This is a genomic window from Halobacillus shinanisalinarum, assembly GCF_022919835.1.
Classification (GTDB): Bacteria; Bacillota; Bacilli; order Bacillales; family Halobacillaceae; genus Halobacillus_A; species Halobacillus_A shinanisalinarum.
Genome location: NZ_CP095074.1, coordinates 4,247,073 through 4,264,328 on the forward strand (window position 1 = coordinate 4,247,073; position 17,256 = coordinate 4,264,328).

Annotated in this window: 13 protein-coding genes, 2 pseudogenes and 1 riboswitch; of the genes and pseudogenes, 13 read left to right on the plus strand and 2 right to left on the minus strand. The window is 39.2% G+C overall.

The features are described 5' to 3' along the window. Positions 1–314: 314 nt before the first annotated feature. Positions 315–500: a DUF4372 domain-containing protein gene (locus MUO14_RS24900; protein WP_396265859.1), complete on the plus strand. Its 186-nt coding sequence runs from the start codon at positions 315–317 to the stop codon at positions 498–500. A gap of 155 nt (positions 501–655) precedes the next feature. Here the strand turns inward: MUO14_RS24900 and MUO14_RS21110 are convergent, their stop codons facing one another. After that, positions 656–1,048 (minus strand): hypothetical protein, encoded by a 393-nt coding sequence (locus MUO14_RS21110; protein WP_244752479.1) that lies wholly within the window; start codon positions 1,046–1,048, stop codon positions 656–658. A gap of 197 nt (positions 1,049–1,245) precedes the next feature. Here MUO14_RS21110 and MUO14_RS21115 point away from each other — a divergent pair, with 197 nt between their 5' ends. From MUO14_RS21115 to codA, 7 genes are all read left to right on the plus strand, one after another. Continuing rightward, positions 1,246–2,340 (plus strand): carbohydrate kinase, encoded by a 1,095-nt coding sequence (locus tag MUO14_RS21115; RefSeq protein WP_244752480.1) that lies wholly within the window; start codon positions 1,246–1,248, stop codon positions 2,338–2,340. 389 nt (positions 2,341–2,729) lie between these two features. After that, positions 2,730–3,641 carry an EamA family transporter gene (locus tag MUO14_RS21120; protein ID WP_244752481.1) on the plus strand — a complete coding sequence of 304 codons (912 nt, stop codon included), beginning with the start codon at positions 2,730–2,732 and terminating at the stop codon, positions 3,639–3,641. A gap of 82 nt (positions 3,642–3,723) precedes the next feature. Further along, complete coding sequence (locus tag MUO14_RS21125; RefSeq protein ID WP_244752482.1) at positions 3,724–4,698, plus strand: carbohydrate kinase family protein; 975 nt, start codon at positions 3,724–3,726, stop codon at positions 4,696–4,698. Then, positions 4,682–5,599 carry a pseudouridine-5'-phosphate glycosidase gene (locus MUO14_RS21130; RefSeq protein ID WP_244752483.1) on the plus strand — a complete coding sequence of 306 codons (918 nt, stop codon included), beginning with the start codon at positions 4,682–4,684 and terminating at the stop codon, positions 5,597–5,599. Before MUO14_RS21125 ends, MUO14_RS21130 begins: the two co-directional genes overlap by 17 nt. Before the next feature lie 134 nt (positions 5,600–5,733). Next, a complete protein-coding gene (locus MUO14_RS21135) occupies positions 5,734–6,915 on the plus strand; it encodes a NupC/NupG family nucleoside CNT transporter (protein WP_244752484.1) in 1,182 nt (393 codons plus the stop codon). Between the two features lie 23 nt (positions 6,916–6,938). Next, positions 6,939–7,868: a nucleoside hydrolase gene (locus MUO14_RS21140; RefSeq protein ID WP_244752485.1), complete on the plus strand. Its 930-nt coding sequence runs from the start codon at positions 6,939–6,941 to the stop codon at positions 7,866–7,868. 89 nt (positions 7,869–7,957) lie between these two features. Next, positions 7,958–9,223: a cytosine deaminase gene (codA, locus tag MUO14_RS21145; RefSeq protein ID WP_244752486.1), complete on the plus strand. Its 1,266-nt coding sequence runs from the start codon at positions 7,958–7,960 to the stop codon at positions 9,221–9,223. 221 nt (positions 9,224–9,444) lie between these two features. On the opposite strand, the gene MUO14_RS21150 is transcribed toward codA, so the two are convergent. After that, entirely contained in the window at positions 9,445–10,554 is a 1,110-nt protein-coding gene (locus MUO14_RS21150; RefSeq protein WP_244752487.1) for a M24 family metallopeptidase, read from the minus strand. Positions 10,555–11,056: 502 nt separating this feature from the next. On the opposite strand from MUO14_RS21150, the gene MUO14_RS21155 reads away from it, so the two are divergent. From MUO14_RS21155 to MUO14_RS21175, 5 genes and pseudogenes are all read left to right on the plus strand, one after another. Beyond that, positions 11,057–11,650: a bifunctional transcriptional activator/DNA repair enzyme AdaA gene (locus MUO14_RS21155; RefSeq protein WP_244752488.1), complete on the plus strand. Its 594-nt coding sequence runs from the start codon at positions 11,057–11,059 to the stop codon at positions 11,648–11,650. Further along, positions 11,634–12,166: pseudogene (locus MUO14_RS21160) on the plus strand (methylated-DNA--[protein]-cysteine S-methyltransferase). Before MUO14_RS21155 ends, MUO14_RS21160 begins: the two are co-directional and overlap by 17 nt. A 368-nt stretch (positions 12,167–12,534) precedes the next feature. Continuing rightward, positions 12,535–12,613, plus strand: a riboswitch (glycine riboswitch). Positions 12,614–12,751: 138 nt separating this feature from the next. Continuing rightward, positions 12,752–13,833 (plus strand): annotated as a pseudogene (gene serC, locus MUO14_RS21165) (3-phosphoserine/phosphohydroxythreonine transaminase). 15 nt (positions 13,834–13,848) lie between these two features. Then, a complete protein-coding gene (locus MUO14_RS21170; protein WP_244752489.1) occupies positions 13,849–15,048 on the plus strand; it encodes a phosphoglycerate dehydrogenase in 1,200 nt (399 codons plus the stop codon). A 993-nt stretch (positions 15,049–16,041) separates the two neighbouring features. Next, a complete protein-coding gene (locus MUO14_RS21175; protein ID WP_244752490.1) occupies positions 16,042–17,214 on the plus strand; it encodes an MFS transporter in 1,173 nt (390 codons plus the stop codon). Positions 17,215–17,256: the final 42 nt, after the last annotated feature.

Genomic DNA, 17,256 nt, shown 5'->3' on the forward strand with positions numbered 1-17,256 from the left:
CACAGAATGAGTAATACCTAGTATTGGGGTGATTACTGTGACTCCGTTTGAAGCGATAAGCATAATGTTGAGCTTAGGTATGCTGATAGCGTTTCTTAATCAAAGAGGACGGTAATGCTTAATTTAAACTCATTCTGTATCCAAGGTGTTGGGGCGCCTTGTTTTTTATTTTTTTGATAGTAGGATCTTATCTTTGTTTCTACTCCCATCAACTCACTATAAAGGTTGTCTATCTGTATACTAATATTAATGCAATACATACCCGGTTTTCGAGTTAAGTTGAATATGAAGTGGGGTAAAAATTATCCCACTTCATCAAACTCGTAAAAGTCGTAGATGAAAAGAAATTCTTAAAGATTATTAACGTGGCAGATATTGACCGGTACGTTAAAAAGTTAACAGCTCATAAGTTTCTTCAGTTATTTATCATTGCCCAGTTGAATGAACTGGATAGGCTAAAAAGGCTCTCGACAATTAAGAATAGATTTATGCAACGCTAAGGTTGTATTGTAAACAAATTGCTTAGCAATAGAAGCAATGAAACTGGTCCTTGCAAATATGTGTACTAAACAACAAAGCCGATGATCCCTAAGGATCATCGGCTTTGTTGTTTCAATATATTTTTATTATATATAAAATGTAGTTGATACCCTATTTAATAATAGTAAGGGTAATAGTAGGGGTAGCGAAATAGTCTTCTGAAAAAACGATAGGGGAAACGACGTCGACGGTATCGACGATATCTTCGGTAACCATTATATCCATCGTCGTAGTCGTAATCGTCGTAATCGTTGTAATCATTCCAATAGCCAAATTGCCTATTTACTTTGGATCCATCCACCTCTTCAGGAACCAACATTTCTACGTTATTTTCGTCCATATTTGTAATAATACCTTCAACATGTGACCCGTCTGTCATTTGCCCCATAACATGGTATTGCATATACTTTTTACATTTTTCTTTTATATCACCGTCCTGATATGCACCCTGAACCCCTGGGTGCATTTGATTTTCATATTGCATTCCGTGTACGTTATTATTATGCATTGAAAATTCCTCCTTTACCTCTTTAAGATATTCACCTAAAAGGGGGATGTGCATGTATGAATACTATTGGACTTCATTAATGCCGATTGTGGCCTCAATTAAATGTTCATGCTTAATTCAAGTTGCCAACAACTAGTGGTAAGTATTATACTCTATATTACAAAAAGATGGTGAAAATAAAGGGGAGGGTGGGGTATATGGTCAAGGATCAGCAAATTTTGGCTTTAATTAGAGAAAATCCATTTATTTCTCAGCAAGAATTATCAAAAAAACTTGGCCTTTCCAGATCAGCGGTGGCCGGATATATATCCACTTTAACGAAAAAAGGGGAAATCGTTGGCCGCGCATACATAGTAAAAGAAGAATCACGCATCACTTGTATTGGTGGAGCAAATATAGATCGGAAGTCACAAACGATGAAGCCGATCCAATATGGCACTTCCAACCCTGCATCCGTTAAACAGTCCAGCGGAGGGATATCCCGGAATGTGGCAGAGAATCTGGGCAGGCTAGGATGCGAAGCCTCATTAATTACTCTAATCGGTGATGACCAGGAAGGAAAATGGCTGTTGGAGGAAACTAAGCGCTACGGAGTAGATGTGAGCCAATGCTTGGCAATGAACAAGGAAAAGACGGGAAGTTATACATCTATTTTTAGTGATACGGGTGAGATGATCCTGGCTGTAGCTGATATGCAAATTTATGACGAGTTCAGCATTGAATTCATGGAAGCACGTTGGTCGCATATAGCATCATCTCATATCATATTCGCCGATTCTAATCTGCCAGAAGACTCCCTGGATTATCTCATTGGAAGGTGTGAAAAAGAGCAGCTAACCTTATGTGTTAACCCTGTTTCAGCACCAAAAGCGAGAAGGCTCCCATCTAATTTACATGGTGTAGATCTACTGATTGCGAATCGTGATGAAGCGTCGGCAGTGTCGGGAACGGAGATTGTAACAGTTGAAGACTGCAAACAAGCATCCGAGCTAATCACACAAAGAGGTGTAAATCAGGTTATGATCACAATGGGCAAACAGGGAGTATTGTGGACAGCTCATGATGGAAGACAGGAGCATCTTCTTCCATTACAGACTGATATTCTAGATAGCACAGGAGTAGAGGAATCCTTAGTAAGCGGCATTTTATTCGGCTTGAGTCATGGTGATTCTTTTGAACAGGCTGTACGTTTGGGGATGGCAGCGTCAGCTATCACATGGCAAACATCGGAGACAAATGCTGATTTGACAGCAGATCAACTTTATTCACTTGTTGAGAAATGTTTTGAATAATTTAGAAAAGAATGAAGAAACAGCCGATATTTCCTACTTCAAGGAAGTATCGGTTTTTTTGTCGTCCAGGAAATTATAAAAATATTTGCATGTGGATAAGCTTACATGAAGTTAGCCACATCCAGCTCCAGCACCCAGACACTCGAGACATAAGTCAATCGCCTTCGTGGAGAAACACCACTCCACTGCACCGCTTGTCTTATGCTTGTCGTGTCTACCGGGGCGCTTGCGCTTTTGTTCTGAGGAAAAGATTATTTAGTATTTACTAACAATTGTCCTTATGGTAAACTTTTGTTTTAAATTAAATTGAGATTTAAATAAAAAGACTACACATGACTTATGCTGGTAAAGTTACTGTCGATATCTAAGAAATGAAAGGGGAAAAATCAATGAGAAAGGTCTACTTATATCCCTCGTTGGTAGTTATTGGAGCTTGTAGCTACGGTATAGTTTCAACCATTATAAAACTGGCCATGCGTGGGGGTTTTTCAGCCTCCCAAGCTGTCACAAGCCAGTTTGTTTTCGGATTTACTATAGCCGTTTGTATTTTTGTTATCCAAAAGAAAAAATTGAATGTACGTGATCTTAAAAATATTATTCCAGCAGGTATTCTAACAGGACTGACAAATATTTCGTATGGACTTTCATTAAATTATTTACCTGCTTCTTTGGCCGTCGTGCTCTTATTTCAATTTACGTGGATAGGTATGTTAATCTCATGCATTGCAAAACGGCAATTTCCGAGAAGGATAGAATATATCTCCCTATCTCTATTGTTTGTAGGAACCATATCGGCAGCTGGTTTAGTTGGTGTCGATTTATCGACAATAGCGATTCAAGGTTGGTTGTGGGGATTGGTAGCAGCCCTTTGCTATTCCCTATTCTTATTTTTTAATGGCAGATCAAATGCAAAGATGACAACTTCTAATCGTTTAGTATTGGTTTCTTTTTTTGCCTTTATAACAACGGTTGTCTTTCAGTCTCCACAAATAATTTGGGATGGGACACTGTTTGGTGAAGGGCTTTGGATCTATGGTTTAGCGTTGGGCTTATTCGGTATGGTTGTCCCGGTTTTCTTATTTAGTATTGCTATTCCAAAAGTTGGGTTAGGTACTTCATCCATACTGAGTGCAGTTGAATTGCCAATCGCAATGTTTGTATCCGTAATGTTGTTAAATGAAACGGTCTCTGTGCCCCAAATGATGGGTGTATTAATCATTATTGTGGGGATGTGTGCACCAACATTAAGTCAGAATATATTGTTGGGGAAAAGCAAAAAAAATGTGGTTCATGAAGTTTAAGAGTTCATTGACAAATAAAAATGTAAGCATATAATAAACATATGTTTAATTAATTAACATTTGTTTGTGGGGGGTGAAAAATTTGACTACCGTTTTAAATGAGGAAAATCAAAAATCCCCTATTATTTGTATAGGGGGAGTGAACGTTGACAAAAAATTATATGCCAAAAATGAAATTGTCAGCAAAACTTCTAATCCAGTAAAATCCTCCCAGACGGTTGGTGGAGTAGCAAGAAATATCGCTGAAAACTTAGGTCGATTAGGCGAAGAAGTGATAATGCTTTCAGTAAGAGGCAATGATTCAGACTGGCTGGATATAGACCAGTTATCCTCGCCTTTTATGAATCTAGACTATGTCGCTAAGATTGAGAACTCATCGACAGGTTCGTACACAGCTGTTTTAGATAAAAACGGTGATTTATCTATTGCTTTAGCGGATATGGACATTTTTGATCATCTTACACCTGAGCTTCTTTCGAAAAATATCGATATTCTTATCAAAGCTAAATGTATTGTACTGGACTTGAATTGTCCAAGTGAAACAGTTGATTTTCTTTGTTCCTTTGCATCTAAACATCATATTCCTTTAGTCATTATCCCTGTTTCGACTCCTAAAATGAATCGGCTTCCAAAAGATTTGAGTGGAGTAAATTGGCTCATTGTAAATAAGAGTGAAACGGAAGCTTTTATGAATATTACGATTGATGATAAGGAAGATCGGAAAGACCCAGTTAAGAAGTGGTTAGAGTTAGGAGTGCAAAACGTTATTGTAACTGATGGATCAAACGGTGTCATTGCAGGTGGGGCAAATGGAGAGATTCATAGCTACCGAGCTATTGAAACACCTGAAGTTGTTGATGTTACAGGCGCAGGAGATTCATTTTGTTCAGGAGTTATTTATTCCTGGTTACAAAGAGGAGAATTAGATCACATTATAAAATCTGGTTTGGTTAACGCACATAAAACCATTCTGTCAAAATCTACCGTTAGACAAGAATTATCCCCAAAACAATTTGAATTAGATATGGAGGAATTTTCAAATGAAACAATATATTGAATTATCTAAAGAGGTACAACAGGCAAAAGAAGAAGGGAAAGCTATTGTTGCTTTAGAATCTACAATTATTTCTCATGGTATGCCTTACCCGCAAAACATAAAAATGGCTCGTGAGATTGAACAAATTGTTCGTGACAACGGTGCTGTCCCAGCGACCATTGCGATCATGGACGGAAAAATTAAAATTGGTTTAACAGATGATGAATTGGAGTTATTCGGTAATAGTTCAGATGTTGCGAAAGTATCAAGACGTGATTTAGCTCAAATTGTTGCTACTAAAAAACTAGGGGCGACGACTGTTGCTACAACTATGATTTGTGCTGAGTTAGCAGACATCAAGGTCTTTGTAACAGGTGGTATCGGCGGCGTTCATAGAGGGGCAGAAACAACGATGGATATCTCAGCTGACCTTGAAGAATTAGCTCAAACAGATGTAGCGGTTGTTTGTGCAGGGGCCAAGTCAATCCTGGATCTAGCGCTTACTCTTGAATACCTTGAAACAAAGGGAGTTCCAGTTATTGGTTATGAAACGGAAGTTCTACCGGCTTTCTTCACGAGAACAAGTGAACATCAATTACACTCTTCTACTGATTCAGTTGATGTGATTGCTGAAACATTGAAGACTAAATGGGACTTAAATCTTAAGGGTGGAGCCGTCATCGCTAATCCAATCCCTGAAGAACATGCTATGGACGAAGACTATATCAATGGAATTATCAATCAGGCGATTAAAGAAGCAGAAGAAAATCATATTTTAGGTAAAGATAGTACACCATTCTTGCTTGGTAAAATTACAGAATTAACAGATGGTAAAAGCCTTGATGCCAATATAGAATTAGTCAAGCACAATGCTAAAGTAGGAACCCAGATCGCAGTTAGTTTCAATAACCAAGTTAAGTAATATAAGATACGTTCCTATTTCGGGTAGACGCGACTTCTATAAAGTGAATGGTTACAAAACCGATAACGACCATACTTTGTAGGAGTTGTTTTTTAAAAAACGTTTGAAAACGCTGCCAAGGGGAGGGGCTAAACATGAATATTATTTTCTTACTAACAGGGATTTTGCTAGCCTTTGTTATTGCTTTTTTATTTAGTAATAATAGAAAGGAAATTAAATATAAGCGTATTCTGACTATGCTAGCTGTTCAACTCATTTTAGTTTATTTCATGATGAATACTAGTATAGGTTTAGAGGTTATTTCCAGTGTGGGTGTGTTTTTTGAAAAGTTAATGAAGATTGCCGATTCAGGCATTCAATTTGTATTCGGTGGATTGGTGAATGAAGGGGCGACAACGTTTTTCATCGGAGTGTTATTACCGCTTGTTTTCATATCCGTATTAATAGGAATCCTTAATTATATTAAAGTATTGCCTTTTATCATTAAATATACAGGCTTATTTTTAAGTAAAATAACAGGAATGGGAAAACTGGAAAGCTATTTTGCGGTCTCCACAGCTACTTTTGGACAACCCGAAGTGTTCTTAACTATTATCAAACAAATTCCTTTATTACCTCCAAAAAGACTTTACACCATTTGTACATCAGCCATGAGTGCAGTAAGTATGGCGATGGTTGGGGCCTATATGACCATGCTAGAGCCAAAATACGTTGTAACAGCTGTTGTATTGAATATTTTTAGTGCACTTATCGTAGCTAATATTATTAATCCATACGATTTGGAGGATCATGATGATTTAATTGAGGTTGAGGAAGATGAAAGAGTTCCATTTTTTCAAATGGTCGGGGACAGCGTTATGGATGGATTTAAAATTGTGATTACCGTTGCTGCTATGCTCTTGGGATTTATTGCTTTGATGGAATTGATTAATGTTATTTTTCTAGGTATATTCCAAGTTTCTTTCCAAACGATTATTGGCTATATTTTCGCGCCTATTGCTTTCCTAATGGGTGTTCCATGGGCGGAAGCTGTACAAGCAGGTGGAATCATGGCAACCAAACTTGTTACGAATGAGTTTGTAGCCATGTTAAGCTTTGGTGAAATTGCAAATAATCTTTCTGAGAAAACTGTAGCTATTGTGTCCGTTTATTTAGTTAGTTTTGCAAACTTTGGTACGGTGGGGATTGTTTCTGGTTCAATCAGATCAATCAGTGAAAAACAAGGTAATTATGTTTCGAAATTTGCTTTAAAACTATTATTAGGTGCCACACTAGCTTCGGTCATTTCCGGTACAATGATCGGTTTAGTCATTTAGTTTTAATAGAGAGGTGGATGGTGATGAATACTAGAAAAATTATTATGGATTGTGATCCAGGACATGATGATGCTATTGCGATGATTTTAGCTGCTGTACAACCAGATTTAGAGATTTTGGGGATCACAACCGTTTCTGGAAATGCAGAAATTGAAAAAACGACGATGAATGCATTAAAGGTCTGTGATTTAGTTTCATTAACTGATGTCGTTGTTTCAAAAGGGGCGAGTGAGCCTTTGGTTCGAATACGAGAAACAGCACCTGGTATTCACGGGGACTCAGGTTTGGATGGTCCAGAGATGCCTGAACCTTCTCGCAGCTGGAGTAAGGAACATGGTTCTGATACCATCATCAGACTTTTAAAAGAGTCTGATGAGCCAGTGACCATTCTTCCAACAGGCCCTTTGACAAATATTGCTTTAGCTTTAACAAAAGCACCAGAAATTAAAGATAACATTGAAGAGATTGTCCTTATGGGTGGCGGAACATTTGGTAACTGGACGCCAACAGCTGAATTTAATATTTGGGCTGATCCGGAAGCGGCCAAAAAGGTCTTTGACAGCGGTATTCCAACAGTAGTTATGGGTTTAGATATCACACATCAAGCCCAAGCAACCGAAGAGGTTATCGATCAAGTGAATAAAATTGATAATCACGTCGCTAAAATAGTTGGTGAGTTATTAGCATTTTTCAGATCAACCTATAAAGAAATGTTTGATTTTGACGGAGCACCCGTACACGATGTATTGACTGTAGCCTATTGTGTGGCACCAGAATTGTTTGAGACGAAAGATGTCAATATTGCGGTGGAAACGAAAGGGGAGTTTACTGCAGGAACAACCCTAATTGATTTACATGGGGTCACGGGAAGAAAGGTCAATGCTAAGTTTGGAATAGGCCTTGATGTAGAAGGTTTTTGGAAACTCATGATGAAAGCTCTTAAGAAATACTAAAGTCTATCTTGATGATCGTGTCAGATAAGCCTATTTTCTTTTCAGTGGAGCAGAGGCCTTCCAAAAGAAAGATAAAGGAGTGATTGCGAATGCTTTTAAAAAATGCAAAGCTTTACGGCCAAGAAGGCAGATGGAATATTGAAATTGAAAAAGACCAAATAAAAACGATTACGCCGGTTACAAATACCCGCGAGATGAGTAATGAAAACGTGATCGATCTAAATGGAAAAATGGTATTGCCTCCTTATGTCGAACCACATATACATCTAGACTATGCACTCACTGTAGGAACGCCTAGGTGGAATCAATCGGGGTCCGTGTTTGAGGGGATTGAGATTTGGTCTGAAAGAAAAAAACTGGTCAACGAGACAAAAGAGGATATTAAAAACCGTGCCTTGAGCGCGATGAAAATGCAGATGAAACATGGTATTCAGCATGTACGAACACATGTAGATGTGAGCGAGCCAACACTTAAAGGGTTAGAAGCATTACTGGAAGTAAAAGAAGAAATCAAACCTTGGATGGACTTGCAGATTGTAGCACTTCCCCAAGAAGGGCTTTATACCCAATCAATAGGAGAGGAGCTGCTAGAAAAAGCGCTCGAAATGGGGGCTGATGTCGTCGGCGGAATTCCCCATTATGAATTAACCCGTGAAGACGGTGTACGCTCAGTGATCAAAGCCCTCGAGTTAGCGAACAAATATGGAAAATTGGTTGATATCCATTGCGATGAGATTGATGATGAACAATCTAGATATTTAGAAGTGCTTGCAGCCGAAGCTCTTAAATTAGGGATAGGAGATCGTGTAACGGCGAGCCATACAACCGCAATGGCTTCTTATAATGATGCTTATACGTACAAGCTTTTTCAAACACTGAAAAAGTCGAATATTCATTTCGTTGCTCTCCCGAAAGCAAACTTGCATTTACAAGGGAGGTTCGATGGTTATCCTAAACGTCGAGGTCTAACGCGTGTAAAAGAGCTGCTAGAATCGGGGGTTAATGTCTGCTTTGGGCTGGATTCGATAATGGATCCCTGGTACCCCCTCGGCGATGGGAATCTAATGCATGTGGTCGAAATCGGTTTGCACGCTTGTCATATGACGAGCTATAACGATATTGTGACTGCGCTCGAACTCATTACAACGAATGGAGCGAAGGCCTTAGGAATTGAAGTAGAATATGGTGTGGAAGAAGGAAACAAGGCGAACTTGATCGTCATAAATACCGATTCTGAGTACGAGGCTATTCGTTGCCAATCTCCAGTCCTCTATTCGATTAGAAATGGTGAAATCATCGTCGAAACGAAACCTGCAGAAACAACAATGAATGTTCCGATTTTCACTAGTGAATAAGTTTCTTTGCTTCACCTCTCTAAATACGATAGACATGAACTGTGGATCATTTATTAACGGTAAAATATTTTTTGACTACCCGCATTTTTAGTAAAAGGATGCGGGTTTTGGTCATTCATAGAAAAAACTTTCTTACTAAACAAAAGTGCCTGTCTCTACTGCATAAGCAACGAGGAAACAGGCACCTTATGATCTATTCTTGCAGTAGAACGTTTGAGAATTTATACCCCTAAAATTTGTAATTCCCTAGGGAAAGATGTTAATACCTCAACTTCTCCACTTGGATTGATATACAGTTCATCTTCAATTCGGACGCCGCCAAAATCAGGTATATAAATTCCAGGTTCTATCGTAAACACCATACCTTTATCAGCTAAAGAATCATTATTCTCATGAATAGATGGTTCCTCGTGAACTTCGATCCCAAGACCATGACCAACGCGGTTGTTAAAATAACTACCATAGCCATGGCTGTTAATGACATTTCTAGCTTCTATATCGAATGTTTTGACAGGTGAACCAGCTTCGACAGCTTTTATTCCAGCTTGATTTGATTTCAGGACAATCGCATATATTTCTTTTTGCTTGTCCGTTGCCTCACCAATAATAAATGTCCTTGTTATATCTGAACAGTAACCGTTTTTGATGACCCCCATATCAATTAGTAGAAAGTCACCTTTTCGAAAAGACCGGTCACCTGAGCTGCCATGCGGAAGAGCCGATTTTTCGCCAGATAGTACAGTTGTCGAAAAGGAAGGCCCTTCTGAACCGTATTTCTTCATAAGATATTCTAATTCGGCAGTTAATTCTAATTCCGTCATACCTATTTTTACATTTTTAATGCCCTCAGCTAGAACTTTTTCAATGATCTCGGCAGCTTCCTGGAGGTAAGCTATTTCACTTTCGGACTTTTTAAGTCGTTGCGCGTTAATGAATGACTGGATGTCAACATAGGAAGCTTTAGGGAAGTTGGTTGACAAACGATTGTGCTGATACATGCTTACCGCTTTCATCTCAAGGCCAAAGTGCGTAATGTTCTCCCCGAGTTCATCTTTTAGTTTCTCAAATGGGTGTTCCTCATCTGAAATTGGAACGACCTTTTTAACAAAAGATTCACTGGCAGCTATTTCCTTATCCAATGCGGGGACAAACAGGGTAAATTCTTGTTTGCGATTATCAACAACTAATCCCATAAATCGTTCATGAGGGTCAGAATTGAAGCCAGTATAATAGAATACATTTGCTGGTGATGTAATCATAGCCACATCAACATTTTGTTTTTCTAGACCATTTTGCAATGTTATTAATCTGTCTTGATAATTGATACTCATTGAAAAAAACTCCCTTTCTATCTACTTTCTTATTTTATCACGCAAGATTCAAGATTCGTGTCTAAAAAAGTATTTGTATATATCGGTATTAGTATGTGTTCAATAAGTTGACGAATAAGAACGTCGACAAAAAAGATCGTCCCTCCTGTGACAATGTCTACACGAGCACGTTCCTTGCGCGTCGCAAGAAGTTCGAGGCGCTAAAGTTTTGAGGACCACAGCGTATGCTTAGGAGCAGGGTTGATGACTATAGCATGTTTATCCCGGTAGCTCGTTAGTCAGGGAGCGTATGTCCAAAAATATTCATCTGTCCGTACATGCAAGTTAGATCATAAAGGGACAATGATGTATTTCGTAATCTTGCGCTTATATTCAAAAAAAGATTATATGAGTTAATTTATAGATGATTATAGAGAGAATATAATTTTGTTATCTTGTTTTTACGTTCCGATTTTATTGATAAAGCATAAAACTTTGATACGATGATTTGAGAGGTGATCGCATGAAATCTAGAATACCTGATACTTATTGGAAAGCGATTATAGAGAATGATTCGGCTTATGATAACACGTTTTTTTATGCTGTCAGGACCACAGGGATCTTCTGTCGTCCGTCATGTAAATCAAGACCTCCGAATAAAGAAAACGTACGGATTTTCAAGAATGCGAAGCTGGCTCAGTTAGAACATTTCCGCCCCTGCAAACGGTGTAAGCCCAATGGATTGCGCTTACCCGATGAAGAATGGATTGAACAGCTGGCGGAATGGATTGATGAAAATTACAGTGAGCCGCTTACCTTGGATTCCTTAGCAGAGGTATGTCATGGAAGTCCGTATCATCTGCAGCGGACGTTTAAACGAATCAAGGGGATAAGTCCGATGAAATATATTCAACAGATTCGATTAGCCAAGGCCGCGCACTATCTTAAAATCACAGATGAATCGGTAACAAATATAGGATCAGCTGTCGGGTATCCGAATACAGCCTATTTTGTCACGTTATTTAAAGAAGTAATGGCGAAGACCCCGAGGGATTACCGGAAAATTCATAGAATCGGAAAGGTAGAGGAGGAAAACTTAGATGACACAAATGAATAACCATGTTGTTTATTGGTCCCAGTATAAGAGTGATATGGGAGAATTTTATCTTGCAGCTACAAACAGGGCTTATGCTTTATGGGCTCTCCCAACCAGGGCATTCATGAATTGGAGGATTGGGCCAAGCGACGATTTCAAATGTATAATCTGGTGGAAAATGAGGAGATGCTGGGAAATTACCAACAGGAGATTGACGAATACTTCAGGGGTGAGCGGCAAACGTTTACTATACCTGTAGATGTTGAGGGCACAGCTTTTCAAAAGAAAATTTGGGAAATCCTTAAGGAAATTCCTTACGGTGAAACGTACACATACTCACAGATTGCCCATAGGATCAACAAACCTACAGCTGTGCGCGCCGTTGGGGCAGCGATAGGGAATAACCCACTGCTTGTGTCCGTGCCTTGTCACCGGGTGGTCGGGAAAAACGGATCGTTGACCGGGTACCGTGGTGGTTTGGAAATGAAAAAACAGCTTCTACAATTAGAAAAAAGAAACAGAAGGTCTCTTCAATAACTAAGCAATTGACTAGAGACGTTCAAAGCATGGATTGGAATTGATTAACCAAATAGCACGTGTGGATTTGCGGTTTTTTGTGAATTGATCAGAAGTAGAAAATAAACACGAATAAAAAATTAAAATATAAGTGAAATATTCGTATTTATTTTAAAACCCTTCAAACAAACGAAGTAAGCGCTAACATAAGGAAAAGAGGTGAAAAAGCAAGTTTTTCCCCTCTTGATAAGTGGTGTAATATAATTTATAATCCAATAATACAAATTTTCTTATTTTTTAAAAACGAACGATGGGATTTAGGGTTACTAATCTCATTCTTACAACAAAATGATTGGCTAGCGTTGATTGTTATGGATCACACTATAACAGGAGCGATTTCTGGAGAGAATGCAAATGCTGCATCGCCGAAGGGTTCACAATCTCAGGCAAAAGGACAGAGGAATAACATATACTTATTTGTTATTCTGACACCTAAAGAGGCTGGGAGACCCCAATCTCTTTTTTTATACTTTTTAAAGCGGTTTGGTCCAAGTAGTAGTCTAATGGATTACTAGTGAAATAAATACGAATGAGGTGTTGGATAACATGACTAGAATTTATAATTTTTCAGCAGGTCCTTCGATCCTGCCATTACCAGTATTAGAAAAGGCGCAGAAAGAGTTAGTTAATTATGCGGATTCAGGAATGTCTGTGATGGAGTTAAGCCATCGTTCGAAATTATTTACAGAGATTATCTCGGAAACTGAGAAGTTACTTAGGGATCTGATGGATATTCCGGAAAATTACAAAGTTCTATTTGTCCAAGGCGGAGCATCACAGCAGTTTGCTATGGTACCGATGAATCTCCTTGGCAAAAGTGGAAAAGCGGAGTATGTCAATACGGGGTCCTGGTCGAAGAAGGCGATTAAAGAAGCTAAGAAATATGGAGATATACGTGTCATTGCTTCCTCAGAGGATAACAATTTCACTGATATACCGACAGTCGACAGCAGTATGATGGATTCAGAAGCTGATTATGTCCATATTACGACGAATAATACCATCGAAGGAACCACTTTTCTTGAGATTCCAGATACGGGAGAGGTACCACTTGTAGCGGATATGTCATCAAATATTTTATCGGAAGAAATCGATGTCACTAAATTTGGTCTAATTTATGCTGGAGCGCAAAAAAATATCGGGCCTGCTGGGTTGACCGTCGTTATTATTCGAGAAGATTTAATTGGGGAGCACCAGAAAATTGCCCGGCCATGCTTAATTATAAAACACACAGTGACAGTGGATCGTTGTATAACACTCCGCCGACATTTGGCATTTACATGGCAAGACTTGTTTTTGAATGGATAAAAGAGCTAGGTGGGCTTAAGGAAATGGAAAGTATCAACCGTGAAAAAGCGAAACTATTGTACGATTTCATTGAGGAGTCAGATCTGTTTACTTCTCCTGTAGATAAGGATAGCCGTTCGATTATGAATATTCCTTTTGTAAGCCCGTCTGCGGAATTAGATGCCGACTTTATTAAGGAAGCAGAATCGGAAGGGCTCGAGACGTTGAAAGGCCATCGATCTGTAGGTGGCATGCGTGCCAGCCTTTATAATGCGATGCCAATAGAAGGTGTTCAGGCATTAGTCGCTTTTATGAAGGAATTTGAAAATAATCATAAATAAAAAGGGGAGAAAAAAATGAGCACACTAACGATAGACAAATTGAACACAATAAAAACATTAAATAACATTGCTGAACGTGGCTTAGATGTATTCGACAAGGTGAACTATACAATAGATAATGAAAGTGAGGCTCCTGATGCCATTGTGCTTCGCAGTTATAACATGCATGATATGAAGTTTGACAAAAATCTAAAAGCAATCGCAAGGGCAGGCGCGGGCGTCAATAATATTCCAGTCGAAGATTGTACAGAACGTGGAATTGTCGTGTTTAATACACCTGGTGCGAATGCGAATGCCGTAAAAGAAATTGTATTGACTTCATTAATGGCTTTATCTCGTAACCTTTTTTCCGGGGTGTCCTGGGCAGAGACATTAAAAGGAAAAGGAGAAGAGATTCCGAGTCTTGTAGAAACGGGAAAGAAACAATTTATCGGAAAAGAAATTAAAGGAAAAACACTAGGTGTGATCGGTTTGGGAGCGATCGGATCACTAGTGGCAAATGATGCACTAGACCTCGATATGGATGTCATCGGGTTTGATCCATTTATTTCTGTGAATACAGCCTGGAACCTCTCTCGCAATGTGCAACGTGCTATGTCGATGAAGGAGCTGTTTGCCCATTCTGATTACATTACAGTACACGTTCCGTTAACAAAGGATACAAGCGACATATTCAATAAAGAAACATTTAACATGATGAAACAGGGTGTGAACATTTTAAACTTTTCTCGCGGTGGACTGGTGAACGAAGAAGATATGGCTGCTGCCCTTGAAAGTGGTAAGGTTGGTAAGTATGTAACAGACTTTCCGAATGAAAATGTGTTGGAAATGGAAAATGCCATTCCACTTCCTCATCTTGGTGCTTCCACGAAAGAGTCAGAGGAAAATTGTGCGATTATGGCTGCTCGCCAAGTGGAGGAGTTTCTGGAAACAGGGAACATCAAAAATTCAGTGAATTTCCCGAATGCTTCTCTTCCTTATACAGGGAAGCGTCGTGTGACAGCTTACCATCATAATGTTCCAAACATGGTGGGCCAAATCACATCTGCTTTATCAAATTACAACTTGAATATCGCTGACATGGTGAACAGAAGTCGAGAAGATTATGCCTATACCATGATTGATATTGATAATGAAGTAAACGGCAGTACTATTCCTGACTTAAAAGAGAACATTAATCAGATCGAAGGGATCGTTTCTGTCCGGATTATTTAAAAAAGATAGAGTTAGCCGTATTTCTAAGCTTTACCCATGTGTTTTTCCTGAAATTATGTTTACATCCAACAACCTTCACAGTAGTCGAGAGCTTCTTTGCGAATGACAGCACATATGCTAAAGGGTGGAGGTCCCGAATAAGCCGATCGATCAGCCAGAGCAGAAGCTGAAAGACGGTGCGCTGACTGTGAAGCAGCGTGAGGAGGATTGAAGGCAAACCTCTGAACAGAGCTGATATCCCATGTCGGCACGAGAGCTGGATGACTGTGCAAGAGTGAAATACAAGGTAGCCATAGACAATCAACCTTGGGAGTTGCATTTCATAGTGAGAAGCAGAACAGGTAGGGAAACGAAAAGCAATGACGCCAGGGGAATAACAGATGAAGAAGCGTATACGGCATGTTTGCGTGGCGAAGTTTCCAAGATCCCCATGGTTCATACGTTTTTAAATAACAAATATTCTTAGTACTTGAACTAGTGAATTGTGTATCTGATTACGATGAACGTTTTCTCTAAAAGAGATATATGGGAAGAGCTACATGTGAAGATTCGCACGTGTGCGCTCTGCGAGAGGCGTGGTCAGTAATGACGACGCCTGCTCGGTTTCTTTCATAGCTAGGCCATACATCAGGAAGGTGTATGGTCCTTTTTATCCCTAAAGACCGGGAATACCCGCTATTTAGATGGGAGATGAATCGGTCATCGGTCTTGACCTTGACCTTTCGGCTTGCCATCCTTCTTGAAATAGCCTATACTAATTTTAAGGAGTATGAGAACATATGTACGTAACAAAACGATTCTGGATCAAAACCTGGCCGCTGCTTGTTTTCGGAATGAATGCAATGGATGTTGAAGTAAACGAATTAGGAAAATACGGCAGCCTGATATTACTATAGAGGAATTAAGTCCAGGGGCGTTAAAATCGAGAAAAATTCTTCTTACAGCACGTCTCTTTCCTTGAGTATTTCATACACTTAAGGGGGAGGAGATTATATGGACAACACAGGGCAAGGTAAGACAGCGATATATGTGGTGCTTTTTTTCATGTCGTTGATTATGCACATACAGTTCCCAATATTCACCCCATATGCAGTGGCACTTGGAGCAACAACTTTTTTTATAAGTATTTTATTGAGCGTTTCTTCACTGGCAAATTTATGTGGCAACTTGATAGCAGGGCCTTTTATTGACAAATTCGGCAAGAAACAGTTTATTGTTGTGCCACTTTTCTTGTCGGCGTTCATAATGATAGCACATGGATTTGTTTCAAATCCTGAAAGTTTACTAGTATTACGATTATTTAATGGTTTTGTTCTCGCTTTTTTGACACCTGCTTGTTTTGCGCTATTGTCAGGTTACGCAAAGAACAGCCATCAACAAGGGAAAAACATGGCTGTTAATGGGCTGCTGATTACAGTTGCAAACATTGTTGCTCCTTTAATCGGAGGCTATTTGGTCGAGTATGCAGACTTTAGAGGCACCTATCTTATTATTGGAACGTCTCTGCTTTTTACAGCAGTCACAGCTCTTTTGTACATAAAAGAAATGCAACCGATCGTTCTTCATAAGAAAGGTAAAGGTAAGAAAAGCGGATTGTTGCTAGATAAACAATTGCTGTCAGTTTATTTTGTCGGTTTTGCTTTAATGTATGCGCAAGGAACCCTTATATATGAGCTGCCCTTTTTAGTGATTGAAGAAGGTTTGTCAACCAGTGCAACAGGTAAGTTATTCAGCTTAATGGGTATAGGGACCTTGATCGTTGTATGCATGCTCTGGATTAACAGAATTTCCGCTTTCATCCGCACAGTATTTGGAATGCTGGTCGTGGGGATGTGCTTTTACCAGATGGTGATTCCGGTCATTTCTCTTTCACTAAGTCAGCTATTACTTTTAACCGGGATGGGTTTAGGTGTGTTGTTTCCTGCCATTACGACTTTACTTACAGAAAAAGTTGAAAAAGATGAACACGGAACAGCGTTTGGGATCCTATCTGCTGTTTTCTCTCTAGGAATTGTCGCTAGCTCGCTTGTTGCCGGTGCTGTTAGAGAAGTGATTTCTCCATATTTTATCGCTTTTCTTGTTATGATCATTTCTGTCACTTGTATTGGGTTGTACCATTATAACTTAAACCGTAGGTCCGACTTACAAAGTGTCAGTGAACTGTAAAACATTGGGTATGCTTACCTTATAGTTGCTATATAATTTATA